The 26459-nt window shown below is 42.6% G+C and carries 23 protein-coding genes and 1 pseudogene; 10 read left to right on the top strand and 14 right to left on the bottom strand.

The window, feature by feature from the left end; translation table 11 throughout:
- The first annotated feature begins 19 nt into the window (after window positions 1-19).
- Complete coding sequence (locus tag V7K60_RS04950) at window positions 20-316, top strand: DUF3288 family protein (protein WP_094353136.1); 297 nt, start codon at window positions 20-22, stop codon at window positions 314-316.
- Window positions 317-712: 396 nt separating this feature from the next.
- Here the strand turns inward: V7K60_RS04950 and ypfJ are convergent, their stop codons facing one another.
- Complete coding sequence (gene ypfJ, locus V7K60_RS04945) at window positions 713-1570, bottom strand: KPN_02809 family neutral zinc metallopeptidase (protein WP_334923429.1); 858 nt, start codon at window positions 1568-1570, stop codon at window positions 713-715.
- A gap of 577 nt (window positions 1571-2147) precedes the next feature.
- Between ypfJ and V7K60_RS04940 the strand changes: the two genes are divergently transcribed.
- Entirely contained in the window at window positions 2148-2918 is a 771-nt protein-coding gene (locus V7K60_RS04940) for a GNAT family N-acetyltransferase (protein ID WP_334923427.1), read from the top strand.
- A gap of 155 nt (window positions 2919-3073) precedes the next feature.
- Here the strand turns inward: V7K60_RS04940 and V7K60_RS04935 are convergent, their stop codons facing one another.
- On the bottom strand, window positions 3074-3241 hold the full coding sequence (locus tag V7K60_RS04935) for a hypothetical protein (RefSeq protein ID WP_334923425.1): 168 nt from the start codon (window positions 3239-3241) through the stop codon (window positions 3074-3076).
- 239 nt (window positions 3242-3480) lie between these two features.
- On the opposite strand from V7K60_RS04935, the gene V7K60_RS04930 reads away from it, so the two are divergent.
- Window positions 3481-3651, top strand: coding sequence for a hypothetical protein (locus V7K60_RS04930; RefSeq protein WP_334923423.1), 171 nt, complete (start codon window positions 3481-3483; stop codon window positions 3649-3651).
- A 260-nt stretch (window positions 3652-3911) separates the two neighbouring features.
- Window positions 3912-4874: a hypothetical protein gene (locus V7K60_RS04925; RefSeq protein WP_334923422.1), complete on the top strand. Its 963-nt coding sequence runs from the start codon at window positions 3912-3914 to the stop codon at window positions 4872-4874.
- A gap of 368 nt (window positions 4875-5242) precedes the next feature.
- Here V7K60_RS04925 and V7K60_RS04920 read toward each other — a convergent pair whose 3' ends face one another.
- On the bottom strand, window positions 5243-6757 hold the full coding sequence (locus V7K60_RS04920; RefSeq protein WP_334923420.1) for an MlaD family protein: 1515 nt from the start codon (window positions 6755-6757) through the stop codon (window positions 5243-5245).
- A 94-nt stretch (window positions 6758-6851) separates the two neighbouring features.
- On the bottom strand, window positions 6852-7634 hold the full coding sequence (locus V7K60_RS04915) for an ABC transporter ATP-binding protein (RefSeq protein ID WP_334923418.1): 783 nt from the start codon (window positions 7632-7634) through the stop codon (window positions 6852-6854).
- Between the two features lie 683 nt (window positions 7635-8317).
- On the opposite strand from V7K60_RS04915, the gene V7K60_RS04910 reads away from it, so the two are divergent.
- Window positions 8318-9355 carry a threonine aldolase family protein gene (locus tag V7K60_RS04910; protein ID WP_334923416.1) on the top strand — a complete coding sequence of 346 codons (1038 nt, stop codon included), beginning with the start codon at window positions 8318-8320 and terminating at the stop codon, window positions 9353-9355.
- Between the two features lie 69 nt (window positions 9356-9424).
- Here the strand turns inward: V7K60_RS04910 and V7K60_RS04905 are convergent, their stop codons facing one another.
- The gene (locus V7K60_RS04905) at window positions 9425-9550 is read right to left on the bottom strand and encodes a hypothetical protein (RefSeq protein WP_334923414.1); all 126 of its coding nucleotides are present in this window, start codon (window positions 9548-9550) and stop codon (window positions 9425-9427) included.
- 520 nt (window positions 9551-10070) lie between these two features.
- Here V7K60_RS04905 and V7K60_RS04900 point away from each other — a divergent pair.
- Window positions 10071-12275 carry an ATP-binding protein gene (locus tag V7K60_RS04900; RefSeq protein ID WP_334923412.1) on the top strand — a complete coding sequence of 735 codons (2205 nt, stop codon included), beginning with the start codon at window positions 10071-10073 and terminating at the stop codon, window positions 12273-12275.
- A gap of 204 nt (window positions 12276-12479) precedes the next feature.
- Here the strand turns inward: V7K60_RS04900 and V7K60_RS04895 are convergent, their stop codons facing one another.
- The 6 genes and pseudogenes from V7K60_RS04895 to V7K60_RS04870 all read right to left on the bottom strand — a co-directional run bounded on the left by V7K60_RS04895 (window position 12480) and on the right by V7K60_RS04870 (window position 18368).
- On the bottom strand, window positions 12480-13193 hold the full coding sequence (locus V7K60_RS04895) for a hypothetical protein (protein ID WP_334923410.1): 714 nt from the start codon (window positions 13191-13193) through the stop codon (window positions 12480-12482).
- Between the two features lie 56 nt (window positions 13194-13249).
- On the bottom strand, window positions 13250-14740 hold the full coding sequence (locus V7K60_RS04890; protein WP_334923408.1) for a nickel/cobalt transporter: 1491 nt from the start codon (window positions 14738-14740) through the stop codon (window positions 13250-13252).
- Window positions 14737-16149 (bottom strand): tetratricopeptide repeat protein, encoded by a 1413-nt coding sequence (locus V7K60_RS04885; RefSeq protein WP_334923406.1) that lies wholly within the window; start codon window positions 16147-16149, stop codon window positions 14737-14739. Before V7K60_RS04885 ends, V7K60_RS04890 begins: the two co-directional genes overlap by 4 nt.
- Before the next feature lie 5 nt (window positions 16150-16154).
- Window positions 16155-17429, bottom strand: a complete 1275-nt coding sequence (locus tag V7K60_RS04880) for a DUF4331 domain-containing protein (protein WP_334923404.1) — start codon at window positions 17427-17429, stop codon at window positions 16155-16157.
- Between the two features lie 287 nt (window positions 17430-17716).
- Window positions 17717-17836 (bottom strand): annotated as a pseudogene (gene rpsU / locus V7K60_RS04875) (30S ribosomal protein S21); the annotation flags it as partial.
- Between the two features lie 121 nt (window positions 17837-17957).
- On the bottom strand, window positions 17958-18368 hold the full coding sequence (locus V7K60_RS04870; RefSeq protein WP_334923402.1) for a thermonuclease family protein: 411 nt from the start codon (window positions 18366-18368) through the stop codon (window positions 17958-17960).
- A 357-nt stretch (window positions 18369-18725) separates the two neighbouring features.
- Between V7K60_RS04870 and V7K60_RS04865 the strand changes: the two genes are divergently transcribed.
- Window positions 18726-21236, top strand: coding sequence for a single-stranded-DNA-specific exonuclease RecJ (locus V7K60_RS04865; RefSeq protein ID WP_334923400.1), 2511 nt, complete (start codon window positions 18726-18728; stop codon window positions 21234-21236).
- Window positions 21223-21348, top strand: a complete 126-nt coding sequence (locus tag V7K60_RS04860) for a hypothetical protein (RefSeq protein WP_334923398.1) — start codon at window positions 21223-21225, stop codon at window positions 21346-21348. The genes V7K60_RS04865 and V7K60_RS04860 overlap by 14 nt, the downstream gene beginning before the upstream one ends.
- Window positions 21349-21372: 24 nt before the next feature.
- Here V7K60_RS04860 and V7K60_RS04855 read toward each other — a convergent pair whose 3' ends face one another.
- Together V7K60_RS04855 and V7K60_RS04850 are read right to left on the bottom strand one after the other, a co-directional pair.
- The gene (locus V7K60_RS04855; RefSeq protein ID WP_334923396.1) at window positions 21373-22719 is read right to left on the bottom strand and encodes an NAD(P)/FAD-dependent oxidoreductase; all 1347 of its coding nucleotides are present in this window, start codon (window positions 22717-22719) and stop codon (window positions 21373-21375) included.
- Window positions 22720-23002: 283 nt separating this feature from the next.
- Window positions 23003-23914 carry a LysR family transcriptional regulator gene (locus V7K60_RS04850; RefSeq protein ID WP_334923394.1) on the bottom strand — a complete coding sequence of 304 codons (912 nt, stop codon included), beginning with the start codon at window positions 23912-23914 and terminating at the stop codon, window positions 23003-23005.
- 231 nt (window positions 23915-24145) lie between these two features.
- Between V7K60_RS04850 and V7K60_RS04845 the strand changes: the two genes are divergently transcribed.
- The gene (locus tag V7K60_RS04845) at window positions 24146-24634 is read left to right on the top strand and encodes a nuclear transport factor 2 family protein (RefSeq protein WP_334923392.1); all 489 of its coding nucleotides are present in this window, start codon (window positions 24146-24148) and stop codon (window positions 24632-24634) included.
- A 159-nt stretch (window positions 24635-24793) separates the two neighbouring features.
- Complete coding sequence (locus tag V7K60_RS04840) at window positions 24794-26107, top strand: hypothetical protein (protein ID WP_334923390.1); 1314 nt, start codon at window positions 24794-24796, stop codon at window positions 26105-26107.
- Between the two features lie 83 nt (window positions 26108-26190).
- On the opposite strand, the gene V7K60_RS04835 is transcribed toward V7K60_RS04840, so the two are convergent.
- Complete coding sequence (locus V7K60_RS04835; RefSeq protein WP_334923388.1) at window positions 26191-26400, bottom strand: hypothetical protein; 210 nt, start codon at window positions 26398-26400, stop codon at window positions 26191-26193.
- Window positions 26401-26459 lie beyond the last annotated feature (59 nt).

Raw genomic sequence — 26459 nt, 5'->3', positions numbered from 1 at the left:
TCTAAACTCAGGACTGACAATGACTGAAGCAACGGCCGGTAAAGACCAACAACATCCACTTTATAACCGCGATCGCCCCCTTATTGATATTTTACTCGCTCAAGAGGCGACAGACTATAACTTAGCAGAATTGGCTAGACTGCGAATGCGCTATCAAGGGTTTCCAGGGGCGAGAGACATCCAAAAAGACCTAGATAAAGTCTTGCAACAGTGGGGTTTAACCGAAGCCGAGCTTTTTGAGAAAACTCGTCAAATTCACGATTTGGGTGGAATTTACAAAAGCCGTGGCAAGAAAGATGAACAGGATTGGAATTAGTTATGGGGAATAGGGCATTAGTTATTCTTTTCCATTCCTAACTCCTGACTCAGCGCTGGAATGACGATCGCTAATTCTGCGCCTTTGCCTAATGTCAGATGTCACTGTGAGTTGTCCACCATGTTTTTCTTCTATAATCTACCGGGAAGTGGCTAATCCTAAATCAGTACTTTTACTTGCTCTTTTAGTAATAAATAAATAACCAAATAGTTTTTGGAATATTAAAATAAACCTTGCGATCGCTATCTCGTTTTCAGAACAAGATGAGTTTAGACAAGTCTTCTTAATAGTATAAATCGATTGTGGCGATCGCTTCCTCAATTTCTGCTCCCTGATTAGGAAAGGTTTGCCAATAAAGCTAGATGACTGCCAGAGAATCGTGAAAATTGAAATATGTTAAGAATTTGTCTTGGCAAAAGTATTACATTTCTGAGGATCGCCCGTTTGGATACCTTGTTTAAACCAACGAACCCTTTGGGCTGAACTACCATGTGTAAAAGATTCTGGCACAGTATAGCCTCTAGCTTGTTTTTGCAAGCGGTCATCTCCAATACTGCTAGCTGCGTTCAATGCTTCTTCAATATCACCTGTCTCCAGAATTTGCCGTGAGCGTTGAGCATGATTTGCCCAAACCCCTGCAAAACAGTCTGCTTGTAATTCTAATCGCACAGAAAGCTGATTTGCTTGTGTCTGATTCACTTGGTTCTGCAAACCTCTAACTTGCTGCGAAATTCCAAGTAAATTTTGGACATGATGCCCAATTTCATGAGCAATCACGTATGCTTGAGCAAAATCTCCAGGTGCTTGATATTGAGTCTTCAAATCGCGGTAAAAACTCAAGTCAATATACACCTTTTGATCGCGCGGACAATAAAACGGCCCAACTGCTGAACGTGCAAATCCACAAGCAGACTCCACCGCTCCTGAATAAAGAACTAACTTTGGTTCTACATAAGTTTCTCCGTCTTGCCGAAACAACTCACTCCATGTATCTTCTGTATCAGCCAGTACAACAGATACAAAATCCGCCATTTGATCTTGAGTTTGAGATCCTGTTGTTTGAGGTGACTCAGCTATCGGGCTATCACTTGGTGGGGAATCTTGTTGCCAAAGGGCACTGGGATCACCACCCAATAGTAAAACCAGTAGCGATATGAGTGCCGCTCCTACACCTCCACCCACGACAGGAGCGGAAATCTTCATCCCACGCCGATCTTCAACATTTGTACTCCGACGACCTATTTGCCAACGCATAATTACTGCTTACTAAATTAATAAAAAAATACGGCTTGAACTAGGTAGGATGAAATCTACACAAGCCTTTTAACTATACAAATAAATATTACTGATTTTATATATTGATCTCGTCTGCCTACGGACAAAGCATAAGTAAAGGACAGTCAGCCTTTAGGAAGGTTTTGTTAAACAGGTTGTCCATCAAATCACACAGAATTCCCGGACTCCTTATAGAGAAAACCACAGTAAGAACAGAAGCGAAATTTCAAAGACGTAATTTACATTCCATGACCAAGCCGTGAGAATTTAGGATATCAACACAGGGGAATGTCGTTATGTCTGCGTTGGACATACACATGTAGTTGAGGCTGTCCCGTGTCACTCACTAATAATAACTCTGCATCAGTTATATCATGTCCGCATAATTAGTTATGATTCCCACAGTCATTGCACTCCACACGCCAGTCGCTCATGGGGAAACCCCCAGACGCTCGGTCGCCCTATAGTACGCAACGTGTAAAATTTAACTCTAATTCTTTTGCTTAATTGTTTGTTACATACTTATACCTGTTGCAACAACTTGATAGAGGTAGATATGGACATACAATTTAGCCCTGTTTCATTTTCTGACATTCGTGAAGCGGTGCAAAGCCACCTTGCGGCACTCCCCGCACGCATTGATTCGTTCCTGGAGGAACATATCCTTGCGTCGCACCATTATCACATCTTCATTGCTCGCCAATCTGCAGGCTTTGCGTCAATTCATGGTGAAAGTTTGCTTACCCAATTTAGCCTGACTGACCAACATAAGCGCTATGGACAAGCCGTGTTTCAGCAACTACGCAAGCTAGAACACGTCGAATCGGCGTTCGTTCCAACGTGCGACGAGTTTTTTCTCGCTCATGCGCTTGATGATTACCGCCAACTTACAAAACAAGCATACTTTTTCAATGTCGTTCCACATACACAAGACCATACAGCAACTCAATCATTTTCGTTGCGCTTGGCTAACCCCGAAGATATTCCCTTCATTCAACAGTACGCGGGTGAGTTTTTCACGCCTGTTGAGAAGCATCTCGCAGCACACACATTGTTTCTGGTACGATCTAGCGATGAGTATGTCGGATTTGGGTTGATCGAATCGAGTAGCCTTTATGGTGATGTCGCCAGCATCGGCATGTACACGATCGAACACTTTCGGCACATTGGTATTGCAACTGCCACAATCACGCTATTAATAGAGGAATGTCGGCGACGGGAACTACACCCAATTGCTGGGTGCTGGTATTACAACCATGTGTCAAAGAAGACTTTGGAGCGGGCAGGTATGTTCACCCAAACAAGGCTGCTAAAAATCGATTATTAGTCGAAGGCTTATTCAGAATAATTGAGATTTGTTCATTTTCGGTGGAGCAGCCGCCCAATCGGGTCGAGAAGGGCGTTTAACCCTTCCCTCCCACACCACCCATCATGCAGGTCCGCAATGGGCGGTTCATGAAGACGCGCAAACAACACTGATGACTAAGCGTAACCCTGAACTTTCATCCAGAGTTGGCGAACCGATAACAATCCCTGTTGTTCCAACCACTCATTGGTCATTCCTGTCTGCGTTGCTAAAATCTTTGACAAACGCCAGTAGCCTTTATGACTAATGCCTGTCAAGATCGCATGACGCTTACTTGTGCCCAATTTGAGCAAGTTGGCAATGCGCGTTCTCGGTCTGCGCCACTGTTTCCGAATAATATATGCGAATCCGTCGCCTCAGCCAACCCTCTAGCTCCTCAATGGGTGTGTAATGCTGGGAAATGCCTGCATTTGCTCATCCACCCTTGTAAGTAACTGTTCAATCGCTCGAAGCGCTCTGCCATTGAGACTCCCCAACTGCGCGACGTGAAGCCTCACAATCGATGTTTGAAGTCCTGTAGAGCTTGATCACAGACAAAGATGTGAATCCCTCGGAAGGTAAAACCGAGATAGTTCAGATTCTCAATCTTGACCACTCGACTCTTTTCCCGATTCACTTTGAGCTTCAGAGTCTGAGTCAAGTAACGGCTGATTTTCGCCATCACTCACCGCCCTGCCCGCCTGCTTTTGACTAAGATTACTAGGTGTTACCTCGTTAGATATATTATCCGTATTTACCTATCTTTACATAGTTTGGTTTTTTCACCTCGTTCTACTTATTGTTTAGCAAAATGACTTGCACCGTTGAGGGTGTTATTGCCTACCTAATAAGGGAAAGAATATATTTTATTACTAAGGATAGTTTTGAGTTGAAGCAACTCGTATTTAATATAACAGGTACTGAAGAATCAACTTTGTCAGTAATTAATCTTTCCCCTGCGACTAAGGAGTAATAATGGTTTTAATTCAATATCAACGTGCTGTAGGTGTATTTACTCATCGGATAGATGCAGAGCGGGCAATACATGAGTTGAGAGATTCTGGCTTGGCGATGGAGAAAGTATCTGTAGTTGTACAAAATTCAGATCGTAATCATGAGATTGTCGATAATGAAGTTAAAGAGGGCACTGGTGATAAATCTGACGAAGGTGCAACAGTAGGAGGGCTTTCAGGGGGCGCTGTTGGTGGGTTAACTGGTTTATTAGTGGGTCTTGGGACTTTAGCAATCCCTGGAGTTGGCCCAATAATGCTGGCTGGGGCAGCAGCAACTGCTTTGGTTACAACCCTTGTTGGGGCAAGTATTGGTGCTGCCACTGGGACTTTTGCTGGTGCATTAGTTGGTTGGGGAATGTCGTCAGAGCAAGCTAGAGCATATAACGAGCGAGTAGAGGACGGACACTATTTAATAATCGTGGATTGCACATCTTTTGAAATCGCTAAAGTACAAGAAATACTACAGCGTTGGGGTATTGAAGAGTTTGGCATTTACGAGCATCTCAATAGTGAATATGAAACTACAAATTCTCTGACCACAACGACTTCTGCTACTGCCATTCCTAATAAAAGTGGGATGATGTCTAAGTATGGTGTTAGTTGCTTTAATAGCATAGATAATGCTGAAGCGGCAATTAAGGATATGTGTGTCGCAGGTTTTTCATTAAACCAGATTTCCTTAATTTGCAAAGACTTTTCTCAATTGGTTGGGTTAACAGGCATTAATTTAAGTGAACGCTTTGACGCTATGAGGTTAGGAATAGCAGATCAGTGGGCACGCTTTTATAATGAGCAAATAGAGCAAGGAAATTACATACTTATCATTAGTGGCACAGATAATGAGCAAGATATAGCTAGCTCTATTCTGTGTAATTACGGTGTTCAAGAGTCTCAAATTTATGACCCAATGTTAATTCGTTCTTAAAAGCAGGTGCTGTGATTAATGAGAGCAAACTTATTTGAGTTTTGGAAGATACAGCAGAATTCAGGAGTAAAATATAATACAGTCCAGAATGAGCAACAAAACCCAGGTGTAGAGACGCGATAAATCGCGTCTTGAAAGACCAATTATCTACACCAATAACCTTTAACCCAAGCGTATTGGAGTAAAACACGCTTTATATCTGGGTAACAGACTTAGCTTGTGTATCTCACTTTCCTTGAAATCTGCTGTATCAATAAGCAATGGGTTTTGCAGCCTGAAAACTCTACTATGCAGACAATCGACACCTTTCAAAGTTATAGCGAGTGGTGTCGATGAGCTTCAACACATTCACCTGACAGTAAAATATCTTACTTAAAATTTTCAACAGTTTGGCTTTGCTTAGGGTCAGCAGTGAGCGAAGCTGAAGGGTCAACCTGTATTGCCTCTTTCTCCGTCTCCAATTGCTCCCGTTGCTTACCATAGTCCCGCAGCTGCTTCAAAAGGTTTTCTTGGGATGAGTTCGGGATAGACAGACTAGGACTTGGTTGAAGGTCGGTGTTGGTACTTGTAAAATTAGCCGCTGAGGGATTCATTTCGTAGACTGGTAGCGACTTGTCATTAAACATCGCCTGTTGGGTTGGTGCTGGGGTAGGAATTAGATTCTTTGGTTTGCTCACAGCAGCTTTTACCGAATCTAGAGTAGTAGCAACCTGCACTTGTTGCTGCATCTGTTGTGTAGAAGATACTAAACCACTTAAACCATTCACCAATTGCCGCAGATTTTTACGGAAATTAGGATCGCCTGTCAATTCATCTAAATCAGATGTAATTTTTTGGGTATTTTCAAAGGTTACTCGTGCTGAATCTAAAGTTTGTTGCAGCAACACCGCATTCTTGGGATCGTTTAAGGTTTTAGAAGCATCACGTAAATTAGCTGAGGCTTGGGCTGCATTTGCTGAAAGCGTTTCTAAATTGTTGAGTAATTCTCCTTGAGTCAATCGATTCACAGATGGTGATAAGCTACTGACTGTAACCCGCAGTTGGTTACTGGTTTCGGTGATATTATTCAATGCACCAACCAGCGTCGAACGATTTGTTGTCAACAAATTATCCAGGTTGTTCAGCAACCGATTTGCTTGAGTTGCAGTTGCACCAAATTTATTTACTGTTTGATTTGCAGATGCATTAAGTTGGTTTGTTGCCCGTTGCACTGAATTAGCCGTAGCGGAAAAGGTAGTAAGTTGTAGTTGTAAGCTTTTGGTCAAACCTTGTAAATCCTGACTTAGCTCAGTAAAACTGGATGCTGCGCCTGTGGTCGTTTCTAGAACCCTATTGACATTTCGATAAAATTTTGGATTATTGTATGCACCAGCTAGCTCAGTTGAACTGCGAATTAGTGCATCAACACTGATGCCGACCTGACCTTTTAAGCGAGAGCCATTACAGACGATGAGGCTGGTATCACAACTTTTATCTAGGGGTTTAGCAGTCACAACCCCAGCAGGCAAGGTTGTTTTTGGTGTGATGTCGATAATACTTTCGCTAATTAACCCGCTTTGATTAGCTTCCACCACGACATTACGGGGGATAATGAGGTTAGTTTGGGGAATTTCAATCTCTACATCAATGGCATTTGGCCCTGGTCGAAGTTGGGAAATAGTTCCTACCTTAACGCCACGATAGCGAACTGCTGCTCCCTTTTGCATTCCGCCAGCGTTAGCAAATTCTACAATAATTTTGTATGAACGGCCAGCAGCGGTAAATCTATTTAACCACAGAAAGAGTAATCCAAATACCCCTAGTCCTAGCAGGAGTAATAATCCCACAGAACCTTCTCTAAATGTTCGCCCAGACGCGAAGCGACTTGTCATAAGACCTCGCATTTTTTTGCCTCCACCAACAACCAATAACCAATTAGGAGTTAAAAGTTAGGAGTTAGTAGTTAAATTTAACTCCTTACTCCTCACTTTTAAGTTTCTAGCCGGCGACTTTAATCGGGCCTTGAACACTTCCACTAATAAATTGTCTGATCAAGGGATGTTCTGTGTTGTATATTTCACTAACTGTACCTTGCCACTGCACTTTACCTTCATAGAGAAATATAAGTCTATCAGATGTACGGCGGATAGTGCTGTCCTGGTGGGTAACAACAGCATAAGTACTACAAACTCCATGTAAACATTGCAAGTGGCGGATTAAATCTTCGATGACTGTCGAGGCAATAGGATCGAGTCCGGCTGTTGGTTCGTCGTATAGTAGAACTTCTGGCCCTTCACTGGGACTATCGGGGTTAGACATAATCGCACGGGCAAAACTTACCCGTTTGCGCATTCCCCCAGAAAGTTCAGCTGGGTAGAGGTCGCCTACTTCTGGCAAACCTACCATCTCCAATTTTTCTTTTACCAAATCTCGGATGCGCGATCGCGGCAGCTTTGAATTTTGATAAAGTAAAAATCCGACATTTTCCTCTACTGTCAGCGAATCAAATAGGGCCGCCTGCTGAAACACCATACCAATGCCAACCTGCTGGCCACCATCCTCAATCAAACCGTCTCGCCGCACTCCTTGCACATAAATTTCTCCTTCATCAGGACTAAGTAACCCCGCTACTACTCGTAAGATAGTTGATTTCCCAGTCCCTGATGGGCCAATAATCCCCAGTGCTTCTCCCCGGTAAATAGTCAAGTCTACATTATCTAGAACTTTATGGCTACCAAAGGACTTAGAAACACCTTTCAGTTCAATCAATGGTTCAGTCATTAGTTATTAGTCACTTGTACTGAGCGCAGCCGAAGTATTGGTCATTGATCATTGGTCATTAGTCAGTAGAAAATAAACAAATGACTACTGAGAACTAACAAAGGACAAATATGCCAAATAGTGATTTCATAGTTATTGGTAGGACATTGTATAGTGTATTATAAGTACATAATTAGCATTCTGATTAGCAAACTTTATTTTTTTAGTATAATTTTAGTTATTGGCGATGTTTATCGGCTCAAAATACCCTCAACGCAAGGCTGACGAAGACACCGTAGTAATTAAACATCTCAGTGATGTTAAAATAAGATTCCAGTTTTCTATAGACATTAGCAAAGTCATTTAATAGTATTACTATACTACTTAAGATTCTAACTATTTCAGAGAAAAGCTGCAGCAAAAAAGCTAATTAATAAGTTGATACAAAATATAAAAATCAGATTTAATTTGTGAAAATCAAAAGGTTCAAACTTCCAGCTTTCTATATAAGTCAAAAACCTGTTTTTCATAAACGATTAACTATGGCTATAAAAAATTTTATCACATCCAAAGTTATTGAAATTAGCATAATTATTAAATAATTGGAGATGTTAATAGTATTATCCGTCAATCTTAGAATTGGCAAAGTCAAAAATTATTTACTAGTATTGTAACAATTACTGTTAAAAATCAAAGTATAAATTATGAGTAGCCAATTAGAACAGTTTGCAAGTGATAATTCCTCTGGTATTTGTCCTGAAGCACTGGAATATATGATTAGGGCAAACCAAGGTAGTGTTCCAGCTTATGGAAATGATGAATGGACTCAAAAAGCAACAGATTATTTTCGGGAACTCTTTGAAATTGATTGTGAAGTATTTTTTACCTTTAACGGGACAGCGGCAAATTCTTTATCTTTAGCTGCTCTCTGTCAGTCATATCACAGCGTCATTTGCCATGAAACATCTCACATAGAAACAGATGAATGTGGCGCACCGGAATTTGCATCTAATGGCTCTAAACTGCTACTTGCTCACGGTAAAAATGGCAAATTAACATCAGAGTCTATAGAGTCAATTGTCACCAAACGCACTGATATTCATTATCCCAAACCTAAAGTTATTAGCATTACACAATCAACTGAATTAGGAACTTTATATTCTATCGAAGAACTTTTAAGCATTAAAGAAGTTGCAAAAAAATATAACTTAAAGATTCACATGGATGGCGCTCGTTTTGCAAATGCAGTTGCCGCTATGAATAAAAGCCCTGCTGAAATTACTTGGAAAACTGGAATCGATGTATTGTGTTTTTGTGGCACCAAGAATGGAATGGCATTAGGTGAAGCCATTATTTTCTTCAATAAAGCGCTAGCAGAAGATTTTGATTATCGATGCAAGCAAGCAGGTCAGCTAGCTTCAAAAATGCGGTTTATTTCGGCTCCTTGGTTGGGTTTATTAGAAACTGGTGCTTGGCTAAAAAATGCTAGACATGCTAATCAATGTGCTGAATACTTAGAAAATCAACTATTAAACATAGAAGGTGTTGACTTGATGTTTCCTAGAGAAGCCAACGCCGTATTTGTGAAATTACCTGAAGAAGTCGTTCACAGCTTAAAAGCCAGGAACTGGCAGTTTTATACATTTATTGGTGTGGGAGGAGTACGTTTTATGTGTTCTTGGAACACTACTCAATCAAGGATTGATGAATTGATTGGTGATATTAAAAACGCAAAAAAGTAAGCGACTTAGCCTACTTGTATCATGTCTGCATAAGTTAGTTATGATTCCCATAGTCATTGCACCCCACCATTAAATCTGACTTTTCACGGGATGTGGAAAAGTCAGATTTAATGTTGTTTTGGGATTAGAGAAAAATTCGTAACCGCGTTTGCGATCGCAGGACAAGCACAAATTTTTCTCCCACCAGTCCAACATTTTTTGTCACTTTTAGCACCTAATTTAAATTTCTTTACGTATATATTGTGCTTTGTCCAGAATCCTTTATGAGCAAGCTTTTTGAGACTCAACAGGAAAAGTCAGGTCTAGCAGAAAGAAAAAGGTAAGAAATGCATAAAGTGTAAAGTATTGTTGCACAAGGGTTTCTTTTAGGTGCGACCTTGCAACACTTTTGCAGGGTTTTACCAGTCGCAATTGGGGGAGCCAAACCAATGCTACAAAGAAGGTTATCTAATACTGGTTCGCTAGTAAGTAGGTAAGCACAATTAAACCGAACTGTATAAACTTATATAAAGCACCAGAAACGCTTTGAATATAAGCTCTTAAGCGATTTAAATTTATTAATATATTCGTATTTTTTTTAGCGTCCACCTACTTATTACGCCTTTAAGCTTGGATGTAAAATTTATAAATTTTCTCAAAGTAGATTTTATAAATCAACAATATCCTTCATACTTTAAAACAGTAATCCTACGTAAAATTTGAGGAAGGGATGCCAATGACATCTCTATTACAGCGACTAAGTGCAGAACGAAATCGCAGATTTGTAGGACGTGGGCGGGAAGTGGAGCTATTTATTGATGCGATCGCATCAACAGAATTACCTTTTCACATTTTGCACGTCTTTGGCCCTGGTGGTGTGGGCAAGACAACCCTCATGCAGCAGTTTTTACGGTTTTGTGAACGGTCAAAAATATCAACTATCTACGTAGAAGGACGTAATATAGAAGCTGCGCCAGAATCTTTTGTTAGCACGTTGTGTTCGTTGATGGGATTGAATGAATCAGATTCTCCTTTGGATGTGCTAGCCCAAAGACAAGAACGGAATGTAATTTTAATTGATACCTATGAAGCTATTACCCAGCTAGATGAATGGTTGCGAGAAGTATTTTTACCCCATTTGTCTGTTAATACCTTAATTGTGATTGCTGGACGCAATCCCCCCTCATCTGGTTGGTGTAGCGATCCAGGTTGGCAAGCTTTGATGCACACATTGCCCCTACGCAACCTTACCCCAGAAGAAAGTCAAACTTATCTTACCACACGAGATATTCCCACCACACAACACCGGGCGATTCTAGATTTTACCCACGGACATCCTCTAGCATTATCTTTGGTTGCTGAGGTGTTTGCTCAAGGAAAAAAAATCTCTTTTCAAGCAGAATCTGCTCCCAATGTTGTTAAAACATTGTTGTCAAGATTCATAAAAGAAGTACCAACACCCGCACACCGTATGGTTTTAGAAGCTTGTGCGGTGATCCGCCTGACTACCGAAGTCGCACTAAATCAAATATTGGCTGTGCCTCAAAATACTTTGGCTGGTGAGGCTCACTCTTTAGGGGAAATACTTGATGTTCACGATTTATTTGAGTGGTTGCGCGGACTGTCGTTTATCGAATCAGGGCAATTGGGTTTATTTCCCCACGATTTAGCACGCGAAGTTCTAATTGCTGATTTGCGTTGGCGTAATTCGGAATTCTACACTGAGTTACACCACCGAGCGCGTCAATATTATACTAAACGACTAGGACAAACCCAAGGGCAAGAAAAGCATCGAGTGCTACTTGATTATATTTTTTTGCATCGGGATAACTCGGCGATTCGATCCTGTTTCACCTGGGGTGAGGAAAGTAGTTTATTGACGGACTCACTACGGGAAACTGACAAAACCGCACTGCTGGGGATGGTGGCAAAATACGAAGGCGAAGAATCAGCAAAAATAGCAGATCACTGGTTGAAGCGCCAACCGCAGAATGTAGTAGTATTTCGTGACTTGCACTCCGAACCTGCGGGATTTGCAATGATGGTGGCATTGCAGACAGCAACTGTTGAAGATTTGAGTGCAGATCCGGGCGCTCTGGCATCTTGGCAATATCTCCAAACCCATGCACCATTACGCCCTAGTGAAAGCGCAACTATTTTCCGCTTCTGGATGGCGCGGGACACTTATCAAGCTGTTTCCCCCACCCAAAGTCTAATTTTCATTAATTTTGTGCAGTATTTTCAGAAAACACCGGGGTTAGCATACACCTTTCTACCTTGTGCCCAAGCAGATAGTTGGACAGCAATGTTGAACTACTTCGACTTAACACGACTTTCTGAAACTGATTTTACAGTTGAAGGAAGACACTATGGTGTTTATGGGCATGACTGGCGAATTGTCTCACCTGCCGCATGGCAGGAAATTTTGGCCCGAAAAGAGGTTACAACTGCCGGAGAATCTGTAGATAATACTCCAGTCGGTGAACCTCTGTTAGTTCTTAGTCAGCCTGAATTTGTGGAGGCGGTGCAGAATGCGTTACGTAACTTTAGTTGTCCTGATGTATTACAGAATAATCCCTTAGTGCGATCGCGCAGCGTGTACAAAGTACTCTCGCGCAGCGTGGAAGAACAAGTTACCACAAAAGCAAGTATGAGCGCGAGTCCAAAGGACACGCAACTCTCCGATAAGCTGTCCTCTGGGTATCTACGCGAACGCGTTAACGTTTTACAAAATCTGCTAAAACAAGCAGTTGAATCCTTACAATCATCACCGCGTGCTGAAAAACTCTACCGTGCTGTTTATCGAACTTATTTGAATCCTGCCCCCACCCAAGAACAAGCAGCTGAGTTGCTAGATTTGCCTTTCAGTACCTATCGCCGCCATCTAAAAGCTGGAATGACGAGAGTGGCAGATATTTTATGGCAAAGAGAAATTAGCTAATCAGCGAAAATTACGAGTGCTGAGTGGAAAATGATTTTGCGAGAGAGGATTTTAAAGACTAAGATTGAGCCAAAAAAGTTTTTCAGCTTGAGACAAGCTAATTTCAAAGTAGCCGATTATGCACAAAGCAGTTATTAAAAAGATAAAGGCAAATCGTTTCATGTTTTCCTCAAAATAATATTTTCTAACAAACTCATCAGGAGGTTAGTTTACAGATTTTAGCTTTTTCAGGTTGCGTTTTAGTATTAAGCTGCTACCAAAAATACCAAAGATGACTATGCTGGCAATTGAAGAAGGTTCGGGTACTACTGTAATATTGCCAGGGCCTGTGATGGTATTGGTAAAAGTACCAAAACTGTTATTGCTATTATCAAATCCAGTAGTGACTAAAAAGTATTGATTATTGGCAGTTAAGCTCAAGCCGCTAAAACCAGATGTGCCTTCATCTGGGAAAGGATCATTCCCACTAAGTAAATTAACTAATGGTGTAGTTGGATTGAAGCTGTTCTCGTACAAGAACTGGATGCCCAAGAAAGCTTGAGAACCTTCAATATCATAAAAGCCAGTAGTATCAACTAAGAAAGGCTGGCTGTAATAAGGAACGGTGGTACCATTACTAAAAAGTGATGTGGGTGGGTTAGTACCACCTTCAAACCCTTCCGTTTGAGGACGGTTAAAAATTGGTGCGTTTGTTGTGTCACCCGAATATGAAATAGTGAATGCCTCAGAGGGTAGGGTAATACTTAGAGATAGAGCGATCGCAGCAGAGGCAATAGGGATTGAACGTCTTAGCGATTTTTGCCAAAAATTAAATGAACACTCACTCAAACTCTTAAGCTTGGCTATTTGTGAAAACTTGGTACAGTGATGAGATAGATTGTTTTCTGAGACGATGGATTCTTTAATTGCTTGTGACATCTAGTTGTTCTAGGTTGTTTTATAAAACTAAGTGCTTTTGTCTTTTGTACTTTCATCTAGTTCCAGGGATGAGCAAGCAAAGCCTGTGAAGTAATACCTAAGCCAATTAAGGTGATACATAAGGCACTTGCTACGGGTAACATTTTGATCCTGGGTATCTGGAGTGGCAAATGCTCAAACTGATTTTTGGCGTAGACTAGCATTAAGCCGATTCCAGTTAGTACTGCTGCTAAACCTAAGCTAAAGGCAGACACCAGTGCTAGTCCAAAGCCAACTCGTCCCATTGCGATCGCACTCAGCAATACTACTAAGGCTGAAGGACAAGGTAACAAGCCGCCCGATATTCCCAGCGCAAGTAGGCTAGACCACTTCATGGAAGCACCGTCAGGTGGTAGATGTGAATGCTCATGATGTACATGGTCATGGTGATGGTGATGATGCAAGTCGTGGCTGTGTTGATGACTATGTACATGGTCGTGTGAATGAGAGACTTGAGTCCCTTGCAATCGACTAATAAACAAATTCAGACCAATTACAGTTACCAGCACACCAGAGAGTACGCTTAACCAAGGGTACAATTGCTCTGTCAAGATAAACTTGGATGTGCCAAGAGTGACCAGCCCTAAAGCAAATATGCCAGCAGTATGGGTAATCGTCATAATTAGCCCCAGGAATAGGGCGTGTTGGGCATTACTACGGGAACCAACCAAATAAGCACCGACTATCGTTTTTCCATGACCAGGGGACAGGGCGTGTAAACCACCCCATAAAAAGGCGATCGCTAGAGCTATTAGGATAGTAAGGAAATTATGATTTTCCTGGGTAATCAGGCTAGTAAAAACATCGTTGCTTCTTCCTGTCAAAGCATTATCTAAACGGCTGGATGATTTAACAGACGGTGGAGGCGCTTGTTGACTCGATGTCAGAGACGAATTAAGTTTAAAGTCAATCCGACGTTGGTCGAGAGGACTGCTGAGTAACTCAGTGGGGTAATCTCTCAAGCGGTTGGTGATACTCAAAGAGCTGAAATCACCTTGAATGGGAATGCCATTTGCGGCCACAGTAATCTCACGCCAGCCCAAGCGCTGTGGATAAAACTGATCTTCAAACTCGATTAACTGATTCGCGCCTACTAACTCCGTTGTTCCCTGAAAATTACAACTCAGCCGCAGTGTAGATAATCCTCCAACACCTGGAGGAAATTCGACTGTTGATTTGATCAAAGATAGTGCTAAAGCCTGTTTATCGATCAACAGTTCCAGATATGAATTGACTTCCTGGCATTTTTGGTCAGGGTATTGAACCGTCTCTACAGGTTCAGCTTTGCGATCGCGATTAGTATCTAAGTGATTAATTTCCTGAAAAGCAGGTATCTCTGCCATGTCTAGAACATAATCAATCCCCACACCATCCGGCGCTACCTGCACTCCTGCGTAGTGATTGATGGTAAAATTACCTAAAGGATGGGCATCCGCCCTTGGCATCCAAAATAAACATATTGCGATGATTGCAGTACTCCAAGCTAAGTAATGTAGCAGCTTTTTCATAAAGAACTCCCTATAGTGTTAGGAGTGGGAAAAGAGACAGAGGGTACTAAGTTAGCCAAAACTTGACGAGCTTCATCAGCATACTTGTGATGAAATTGAGGATTGAGGCTAACAGCTTGAGTTAATCGGTTTATTGCTTCCTCACGCTTACCTAAGTAAAACGCAATCATGCCAGCATGAAATTGCAGCAAAGCATCTTCTGTTCCGAAGCGAGTTGCCCGTTGTGCTGCCCCTTGTGCTTCTTGCCATTGCCCATTAGCCGCAGCTGCCCAAGCCAAGGTATCCTCTGCATATACATCGTCTCGTACTGCTACTTCACTACGGGCAATCTGTAGCGCCTCTGGTAAGTGGATTCCGTGTTCGGTGTAGTAGACTGCCAAAGCGCGATCGTAGATTCCTTTAACCTTGCTCAGGTAAGCAACTACCCCGATTAAATCTTCAGTTTCAGTTGCGCCTTTTTCGTCTCCCAGAGCCAGTTGAGCATCTGCTTTATACCCCAGCGTTTCTACCAACGGCATCAGTTCTATACCCTGGTTTGCAATATTTAGAACATCCTGCCATCGATGCTGTGCCGCATAGAGGCGGGCCAGTCCTGTAAACGCAGCTATATGCCGTGGGAAAAGGTCAAAGCTCTCCCGATATCGCTGCTCAGACAGGGCAAAATCACCGGCTGCAAAAGCAAGATCCCCTGTCCGCACATGAAACCAAGCGCGAGTTTCTGCGCTTGTCGTGTAGAAAGAGTCCATCTCCTGCATAGCCTCATCTAGCAGTTGTCGCGCTGAGGCTAAATTGCCAGTTAATTCTAAGTAACGAGCTAAAACCGCGTTATGACCAGAGTTCGATTTTTCCTCAGCAAGATTCTGCAATAGTTGATGAGTTGCTTCATAGTCGCCCAACTCCATCTGAATCGATGCCCTCAGCGAGACAATATTGGGATTATCAACAGATGAATTATTTAACACATTTAAAGCTGATCGAAACTGGTGTTGAGATAGTAAAGCTGATGCTAGGAGCATGGAAGAAATCTCATTATGGCGCGGCTGTATTGCCAGGGATCTATGTGCCGCTTGTTCTGCTCGTAACACATCGTCTATATCTCCAATTTCTCGAAAGCGCCTCAAATATTGATCGGCTAACAGACGTAAAAATATTGAGGAATCGGGAGATTGGGCAACTTTCTCCTCATAGACGCTGATAATATGCGATCGCTGTAAATAATCGGGGAAGACTAAATCTGACTGCTGAACTGGTAATATCTGCTTAGAGTTAACAGTCAGCAGTTGTACAAGAGAGGAATATGTACCTAACTTACCATTGGTGTAGCCTAAACTTAGCGCTTGTGTATCACAGGGTCTTAGTAAAACCAGTAGGCTAGTCAGCACTAATACCCATAGTATTCGTAGATACATAAACCTTACAAAGGATTGCCTAAATAAGGGAAGGTAGGAAGAAAGTTGGCATTATTAGGCCCAACATTATCGCTAGTCAGCCCCGGAATTTTACCTGTAGAAATGCCTGTAACTGCATCACCAAAGACAACAGATGCTGTTACATCGATTACGTCATCTTTTGGTCTTCTACCACCAAAATTTTTGCCTAACTGAGTACCAAAATAACTACCGCTAGGTTTAGAAAGGTCAGATTGGATAACATCAGGAATCGCCACTGAGATCACTGCATCGGCTATGCCTTTAGGTCTACCGATCGCTTTCACAAAGGCTTGAATGAATTGGGATTGATTGCTAGCGTCTTTGGTTGGTGTCTGAAGATTACTATTATTATGAGCTTTAAAGTCCATAAAAAGTTCATTCAGGGCTGGAACTGCTAACCGCTCAATCTGAGCAAAATGCCCGTTTCTGAGTCTAGGAGTTTTAACACTAGTTGTCATCCAAGCACCAATCTTGCCTTTACCAAGCAGTTTCCTGGGTAGCTCGACAATAATTGAGTGGACATTGAATGGGGCTAGAGTGTCTTTTGCTTGTCCAGGTGGTCTAAAGGTAAGAACTGTCAAGGGAGGACTAGGATTAGGCTGAAGGCTATAGTTCCGATCCGGGATGATTTTAAAGAACTGTTCCAAATCGAAAAAGAATGGGTCTTTGCGTATGCCAACAAAGAACTTCATGCCGTTATATGCGGCGAATGTTTGATTGAGTTGCCCTGTCCAACTGACTGGAAGCAAAGCTGACTCTGTTCCTACTATGGTTGGACGACATGGGCCGCGGACTGTGACAGTTTGCTGTGAGCCTTTACCATTTATATTGAATTGGAGTACGACATCTTCAATACTGTCGCCAGTGTTATCAATCTTGAACTGATAAAGAACGTTTGGATCGAATGGTCTTTTTTCACCAGAAACGATCAGAGGGTCGAAATCCATCACTAAGACAACATTTTTGGGGTTTGTCGGACTCTCAAACACAAACAAATCTGTGAGATCCGCAGCAGTCAGCTTAGTGGCAAGAAAAGTTGTGTCCTGGTGATCTGAAGCCAAAGCTTTAGGGGTTGCATAGGTTAGGACTACCAGCAAAATAGCGACAAATGCCACTATAGGACGAAAAAAACGAGTAGCTTTAGTCCAATATAGCGATCGCTTGATGGGAAGAAATACCATATTTTGGACTAGTTTATTTATGAGCAACCTGCCTTCAGTTGGTAGAAAAGAGGTGATACTCCGAGCATTTATTCTCATAGTTGCCCTTCTTGAGGTATTTAGCCTCTACTGTTGATGTGGAAATAGGAAGTTGATTTGGATTTCAAAAAAGACTGCGGCTATTACCGAAGCGCTCCACAGCTTATTTGCTCTTACTACTCACTTTCCAGACCAAAACTTGCTCATTTCTTGCTCACCCTTATCTATATTGATTTTCTGCTAAGGAATAAAAATTCCATTCTGACTTTTTGATTACTTGTGCTGATTTCCATCAATAAAGCCCTTATAAAATCTCTGAGGGCATTGATGAATATCTATGTTACTCATCAAATGCAGAAATGTCTTTTACCCTGCCTGTGCTTGGCAATTTCTTTACGCTTGCGTTTTTCAATAGGCGTTTCAAAGTGACAATGCTTTCTCATATCTGGAAAAATCCCAGCCGAAGAACATGGAGTAATTAGGTTTTTAACGTTTTAACCACCTTATCCACAAGTTCCATTGGATCAATTGGCTTGGTAAGAAAAAGTTAAAACCCTGCTTTTAAAATATGATGTTCATTTGCAATTTTTATTTTTGCCACAAACCCAAATGCTTATTTTTAGCATTAGCTTCTGCAATTAAAAGTTGGGTTTTGCTCTCATAGCAATTTTGTAAAGATTCTTGGTCAACGGCGGCATTACCTGACTTTACCAAAAGGAGATTTACTGACCGATTATCTACAAACACTTCACCCGCTGGGCGACCACTTTTAAGTTGTTCTGTACTTCTAATTACGACAGGAGTTTGAAGTGGTAATAGCTGTTTTAGCCTTTGTGTTGCTGCTAAACCATAGCGCTTGTCAGTTGCCTCTGGTGCATTAATACACGCTAACTTGACTATAGTTGTTTGTCCTACATTATCTTTAACCAAAATTGTGTTCCCGTCTGTAACACCAACTACTGTACCTAGCACCAACATTAGTTGAAGTAATTCCATCATTTTATATGTAATATTTTATGCACAAATAAAATTTTATTTAGGTGCTTAGGTTATTAGTGTGATTTAGCTCACAAGTTGCAAGTAAAAATAAAAGTAATAAATATTATCATTGCAAAAACCTGGCGTTTATATCAATCAAAACTTCATTTAATAACTACCTTTACACCTTCCCAGATTCATAGTCACAAAGATGAAGCTTTCTCTATTCAAGAGGTAGAATTATAATTTCAGCTTGATGACCAGATTATCTTAGCAATTCCTGGAACTTTCTTCACTTTTCTAAAGGTCAACTCCACAGGGTTATAAATTATCCTTGTATTTTAAGAGTTTTAACTTCTAAATCCTAACTTTGTTTGTATGCCAGAACAACAGCAGTGGACTATAACAGCAACTGAACAACCACCAGAGTGGTTTATCCAAGCAGTGAAACAGTATACACCTGCATCAAGTGGACTGTATGCAGCGCAGTTGTTATGGCAACGAGGTATTAAAGATCGTCAACAATTAACAGCTTTTATCAACCATAAAGCTTATCAACCAGCAAGTCCCTTTGAGTTTGGGCAAGAAATGCATCTGGCGATCGCACGCTTGCAACAAGCATATAATACTAAAGAAAAAATCGCCATTTGGGGAGACTTCGATGCCGATGGGATTACCGCCACATCTGTACTTTGGGATGGATTGGGGCAGTTTTTCGCTCAAAATACTCAGTTAGTTTACTACATTCCCAATCGCCTGAAAGAATCTCACGGACTTAATAATCAAAGAATTGATAACTTAGCAAAACAAGGTTGCAAATTAATTGTTACTTGCGATACAGGTAGCACAAATGTTGAGGAAATTATCTATGCCAAACAGCTAGGTATAGATGTAATAGTTACAGACCATCACACCTTACCAGCCGAACGCCCACCCGTCGCAGCAATTATCAATCCCCGCTATTTTCCAAAGGAACATGAGTTATTTAATCTTTCTGGGGTGGCGGTAGCTTATAAGTTGGTGGAAGCACTATATCAAAGCCTGCCCAATGTTGCCAAATATCCTTTAGAGGATTTATTAGATTTAGTTGCAGTTGGATTAATTGCCGACTTAGTACAGTTAAGTGGAGATTGCCGCTACTTGGCACAGATGGGAATTCAACGACTACAAGAAGATTTTAAACAGCCAGCAGCAGCGCGGCGGCGGCCAGGGGTAGGAAGATTATTAGAATTGTGCCAGAAAAGCGGCGATCGCCCCACAGATATTTCTTTTGGTTTGGGGCCAAGAATTAACGCCGTTAGTCGCATCCAAGGTGATGCCAGTTTCTGCGTGGAATTATTAACTAGTCAGGATGTCAAACGTTGTAACGAACTAGCCGAAGTTACAGAACTCGCCAACGCCCGCCGTAAATCTTTACAAAAAGATGTGCAAGCACAAGTGGCGCAAAAACTTACCCAATTAGACTTATCAACCACCAGCGTCATTGTCTTAGAAGATGTCCAATGGCCTGCGGGTGTATTAGGCTTAGTTGCGGGACAGGTAGCACAAGAAACTGGTCGCCCGACGATTTTGTTGAGTACAGAAGGAGCAGAGGAGCATACTTCGACTACGCTCAGTAACCAGGGGAGCATACTTCGACTACGCTCAGTAACCGGGGGAGCAGGGGAAGCAGGGGAAGCAGGGGGAGAAATTACTCCTTTATTTTCTAACTCAGAACTCAGCACTCAGCACGGGCTAAACGCCCCGCTTCCGCTAACAGCACTCGCATTAGCCCGGGGTTCCGCCCGTTCGGTGAATTCTGTCGATTTATACCAATTGGTGAAAGACCAAGCACATTTATTACATCGCTTTGGGGGACATCCCTTTGCAGCGGGTTTGAGTTTGTTAGTGGAGAACATTCCTTTATTTACAGCGGCGATTAATCAGCAATTGCGGCAATCTTTAGGTAGTACAACTCTAACGCCAACTGTACAAGCAGACTTGACGGTAACAGTTGCAGACTTGGGGAAAGAGTTATTTTTGGAACTGAAACTGCTAGAACCTTGTGGAATGGGTAATCCTGTTCCGAAATTGCTAATTCAAAACTGCTGGTTTGAAAATTCTTGGCATCGCAATCAGCAGGATTGGCAAGGGAAAAAGGTACAGTACATTAAAACTGAGTTTGATATTCGGGATGATTCTAGCAGAAGTGCTTTTCCTGGCTTATGGTGGGGACACTACAAAGATGAATTGCCCATAGGAAGGTGTGATTGTATAGCAGAATTAGACTACAACACCTTCAAAAAACGTTATGAAATCAGATTAATTGCCGTGCGTTCTTCTCTTAACTCAGCACTCAACACTCAACATTCACCCTTCATCCTAGACTTACGGAATCAGGAACACTCAGCACCCACCACTCAGGACTCAACACTGATTATTGAAGATTGTCCCACAAACTGGGATGATTTACGTATATGGTTGCGGCGATGTTTGGCAACAAGCCGCTCTACATCTGGGCTTGAGAATCAGCAACAATTAGCGATCGCTTGGTCTAAACCCAACCACCAACCACCCAATCAAATTTGGCTGACTCTTGTCGGAATTGCCAAATATCTCAGTCGCACAAATCAACTAGTTACCCGCGGACAACTTTTAGAGAAAATCGGCATCAGCGACCAAACTTTACTTGTCGGAATCAAAGCTTTAAAATATTTAGGGTTTACAGTTAAACGACAAGACCGTTCTTTACAAATTACCTGGCATCCAAGCGATAGTGCCGAAAACCTTGCTGATGAAGCCGTTGCAAGATTTTTAGCTGCTGTCCGAGAAGAACAATTTCAGCAACAGTATTTTGCGGAAGTTCCTTTATCTACGATTGTGGCGATCGCTAGCTATGACAGTAAATAATTTAAAGGGTTTATGGCGTTCGCTACACCAACAAAATAGGGATTTTCAACCAAGTCTCAGCTTGTGTAGTGCGATCGCGATCGCACTAAATTACAGCAGTTTGCAAGTATAGAAATTACTTAGCTGAACCCTGAAGTTACAGAGGTGTCCCAGAAGGCTGTTGCACCCTAGTGTTAACAGTTTTTGTTTCTACAAAAGCTTCTCGACCTGTAATCAATCTAGAGCGACGATTACGAGTGATATAATTCCACCCCCATTGAATTGCTACTACTACTTTAGTGTCAAACTCGATTAAGAAGTAGATGTGAATTACTAGCCAAAAGAGCCAAGCAATGAAACCTTTGAGTTTGATTAAGCCTAAATCTACAACAGCTAAATTTTGCCCAATCATCGCCAAAGTACCCACGTCGTTGTAACGAAATTGTGGCAAAGTCTCACCTTGAAGCCTGCGTTTAATCAGTTTAGCTACATACTCTCCTTGTTGTTTGGCTACAGGTGCAACACCAGGTAAGGGTTTACCATTTTGATGGGAGAAGTTACCTAAATCTCCCACTACAAAAATGTTTTTATAATCCTTAATAGACAAGTCTGGTTCTACAATCACACGTCCGTCGCGATCGCACTCTACACCTGTGCTTTTTGCTAGGGCTTTCCCCATAGGCGAACCTTGAACACCTGCTGCCCACAAGATAGTTTTTGAGGTAATTTCTGTCAATTCATCGCCTTGCTTGAAAGTAACGATGTTACCTTCAATATTTGTCACTCTGGTGTTAGTGTAGACAGCCACACCCAACTTTTGCAAAGATTCTGCTCCTACTTTCGATAACTCTGGCGCAATGTGTGGGAGGATGCGATCGCCCCCTTGCAATAGTAAAATTCTCGCTTCTGAGGTGTTGATGCTACGGAAATCTTCTGTGAGAGTTTGGTATGCCAATTCCGCGATCGCCCCCGATAATTCAACACCGGTAGGCCCACCCCCCACAATCACAAAAGTCAACAAAGCACGGCGTTTTTCTGGATCGGTTTCTTTTTCTGCCGCTTCAAATGCCGAAAATATCTGGCGACGCATTTCTATGGCATCTTCAACAGTTTTCAAACCAGGAGCAAATTCTTTCCAGTTATCCTTACCAAAATAGGAATGGTTAGCACCTGTGGCGACAATTAATGTGTCATAAGGTATTACTTCATCACCCAGAATAACTTCTTGTGCTTTTGGATCGATATCATTTACCTCTCCCAACAGCACTTTTGTATTCTTGCTTTTGCTGAATACAGATCGCAATGGTGCCGAAATATCAGCAGGTGATAGCGCACCTGTGGCAACTTGATATAAAAGCGGCTGAAATAGGTGAAAGTTACGTTTATCAATGAGAGTAACATTTACATTTGCTTTCTTCAAAGCTTTTGCTGTATACAGTCCACCAAAGCCGCCACCAACGACAACAACCCGATGTGGTACATTCTTTTCAAGTGAGACTACCATAATCAATATTTCCTTGTGTTAAGAAGTTGTAACTATTCTTAACAAAGATGTAACAGCATTATGATAGTGATTGCTGTTTCTTTAGAACAATTGAAAAAATGATGAAAGTAATCAAAGTTAGTTTTTATTCAGGAAGGCAGGAGATAGAAACTCTTTTTATCTAATGTTGAGTCTTGCATTTTGTACCGCATTTAAAAAGCAAACTGCTGTACCTTATGTATTTGGCGAAAACAAACGTGCCATTCGCCGCTAAACCCTCTTTCACATTCGGGATGCTTTGATCTCAAACGTTGTTTTCCAGCTCGGTGATGCCAGAAAAATGTTCAGCGAGAAAATCTACGAAAGTACTTATTTTGGGTGATAGGTATCGCTGATTCGTATAGACAGCATAAAGAGATGAGGTTGCCAACGTGAAGTCCAGCTTCAGCACCTCCAATCGTTGGCTGGTAAGATCATCTTCAATCAACCACTTTGGCAAAACCGCCAACCCCATACCGGCTAGGGTTGCCTGATACAGCATGGTAGTGTTGTTGGAGCGGATCGAGACTGGCAGTTTGACTGTCTCCCGCCCGTTAGAATCCTCAAAGAGTATCTCATCGGCAAACTGCGAGTAGTAATAACTGATGCTTACATGCTTCGACAGTTCGGTGGGAGTTTTTGGGTATCCATTTCTTTGCAAATAGTCAGTTGAGCCAACCAACATGAGTTGAATTGGGCAAATGCGTCGCGTGAGCAGTGAAGAACCGGGTTCCTCAGGCGTGACACGTAACGCCAAGTCAAATCCTTCTTTCACCAAGTCCACCAACCGATCATTCAAATTCATATCTAGCAAAACGTCTGGATAGCGAGAGCGGTACTTCGCCAAGGCTTTAGTAAATAACGGGTTAGCAAACCAAACTGGGGCGCTGATCTTGAGTACGCCACGCGCAACGACGGCTGATTGCCTCACCGTTGCCTCCACCATTTCCAATTTATCAAGCATTTCCCGGCATTGCTCATAATAGACCCTTCCGGCCTCGGTTAGGCTTAAATGTCGGCTGGTTCGATTCAACAAACGTGCGCCAAGGTTTCGTTCCAAGTGCATCACATGCTTGCTGGTCATGGCTGTGGATAAGTTGAGCCGCTCGGCGGCTGCCACAAAACTTCCCGATTCCACCACCTGAAGCAATACTTTCATGCTCGTTAAGGTGTCCATCGTAGTTCTAAAGTTTACTAAGAAGAAACATCGCATCAACAAAATGATACTTGTACAACGATGAGAAATAAATGTAATTTGAGGAAGACGGCAGCATCAACTAGCTAGGCAAGTAAATAGTGATGACTGAAGAATTTATGCATTGGACGTTTCAGGAGTCTTAACAACAAATCTAGAACACTATCAACTCGTCGAGCGCCCGCAAGAATTTCAACGTAGAGGAGAATTTCAATGTCTCAGAACAACGAACTTACAGCGATCGACCGCTTTACCATCTTCGAGCAGTTGAACATGCATCAGCGATGTATCGACAAGGGTTGGGGGCGCGAGCAGGTCGACCTATACAACCGCCTTTACTGGCCGGAGGCCAAATTCCACGTCAACGATCTACGTACTTCAACCTTCGAGGGTTTTGAGGGCATGAAGCAGATGTTCGACTACGCGCACAGCGTCTTCCCGATGGACAAGTGGTTCCACTCTCTGGGCGCATTTGAAATTTCCGGATCGGGTGACAAGGCCGAAGCGCACTGGCGATGGTTCGTGTACTGGAAGGCTGAACACGTCGGAATCGTTTCAACTGGCACCTACGACGACATCTTTGAACGTCGCGATGGCGTCTGGAAGTGTCTGGAGCGCACCTCCAAGAGCGATCCTAACTGGCCGGTAGACTTGTTCCAGCCCTTCCTCGATCAGGCAGACATCACCTTCAAAGCGTCCTGATAGTCAGACTTTTGTAGGTTAGGTGGAGCTTTGCGAAAACCGTTTACATATCGCTCATGGAAATGCGCGTCAATTGTTTTCACTCTAACTAAAGGTTCAACACCAAGTAAACCGTTGTGTTGTGAGTGAGGTAAATCCAACCACTAATGGGAGTCGTTTATGGCACATAGCACAGTTGGCACTCATGTAGTCGTTGAGGACGCAGTTTCTCTGGCTGAAGCAGTTCAACGTACACATGTTGTAATTGAGGTGGCTGGTCGCCTTCATGACTTAGAGAAATTTACACTTCTTGAAGGCTCAAGTTTGGTGGGTACAACTTCTGACGCAGAATTGGTCTTCAAGCCAGATTCAGACGGGGTAGCGCTCACGGCAAATAACACCCTCCAGAACCTAACCCTCCGATCGCATCCGAGCCGATTAACGCTCAGTCTGGAATCGGCAACGACTACCCTTGGACAACTCAAGTTACAGCATCTCGTCGTCTACGGTCGGCTGCACTTGGAATCGAGTATTGTGATGACCGCTGACCTTGTGCTCACTGACGTTCAAGTGTATGACGGCGACAGTACCTCAGCGCTGCATCGTCCAGTCGGTTACGGTGTAGAGGTCGTTCCGGGTTCCCTAACGATCTACAATCGCTGTACCGATCCCCAAAGTCGCTGGACACTGCGTGCCGAAAACCTCTCAGGGGGAACGCCAGATGTGCCGTTGAGGGGTAGTGGCATCTTTATTTTTGGCGGCATGACTGTTCCCGCAAACGCTGATCCTCAAAGTGGACCAGCGCCCAGTTCTCCTGGTGGCATGATTGACCTGAAATTATTGACCACAGGCGAAATCCATACTAATGGCAATATCCCGGCTGGTACTGGCAATCTGATCTCAGGCGGGGTGTTCGTTGGCTCAGGCGTGAAGGCTCAACAAGTGATCAATAACAGTCCTGTAACAACTTACGGGACAAATGACATGGTGTTGGATAACTGGGGCAATGTCCGTTTTTGGCTTGCTCGGCAGTCCATCATATCTCATGGAACCAGTGGAATCGGATTCGTAAATTTCGGAGATTTGCAGACTCTGATTGTGCAAGGCGACCTGGCGACCTATGGCGAAGGGGCGCGGGGGTTCAATCTATACGATGGAACCTTGGCTTATGCAGAATTCAAAAGCATTACCACTCATGGCAATGGCTCGATCGGGATACAGACCAGTAAACCATTTGGCAATATCCTCGTGCTTGGAGACGTGATCACAAAAGGTGGTAGGGGTAACAGTTTGGTGCGTGGCGTGGTCGTACAGCTTGATGCACACGCCCTGAGTCTCAAACCGGGCACAAGTGGAAAAGAGATCATTGTACTGGGTCGAGTCGAGGCTCAAAGAGAGGAAATTACCTCATTGGATTTCGCTGCTCCAGCCAACACAGTTGAATTCATTACGATCGGTGGTCAGCAGTATGTCGATGGATCGTCAACAGAGTAGGAATTGAATGGCACTAAGAAAAGGTGAAATTTCATTAGGGCAGGGTGTTGGGGGTAGGGGGTAGGGTGTAGTGTTTAAGACAATTAAATTTTAGTTGCTCCTTGAGGGATACATCTTCTTAATTCCCCACACCCTACACCCACAAGCCAGTTATAACAAGGGTTTACACTTAACAAGCGTGCCATTCGAGTAGGAATTGTAATTACCCAGTAGGTAAGTAAGGGTTTAACGCTGAAACAGCGCGATCGCAGTTCAGCATTCCAAGCGACTACGAATCTTTTTCTTGGTAACATTCAAAATTTTGATCGCCAGTGATTGATCAAATGCCGATCCATTTTATGAAAAGGAGTAC

The sequence above is a fragment of the Nostoc sp. genome (genome assembly GCF_036917555.1).
Classification (GTDB): Bacteria; Cyanobacteriota; Cyanobacteriia; order Cyanobacteriales; family Nostocaceae; genus Nostoc.
This window is presented reverse-complemented; position numbering and strand designations above follow the sequence as displayed.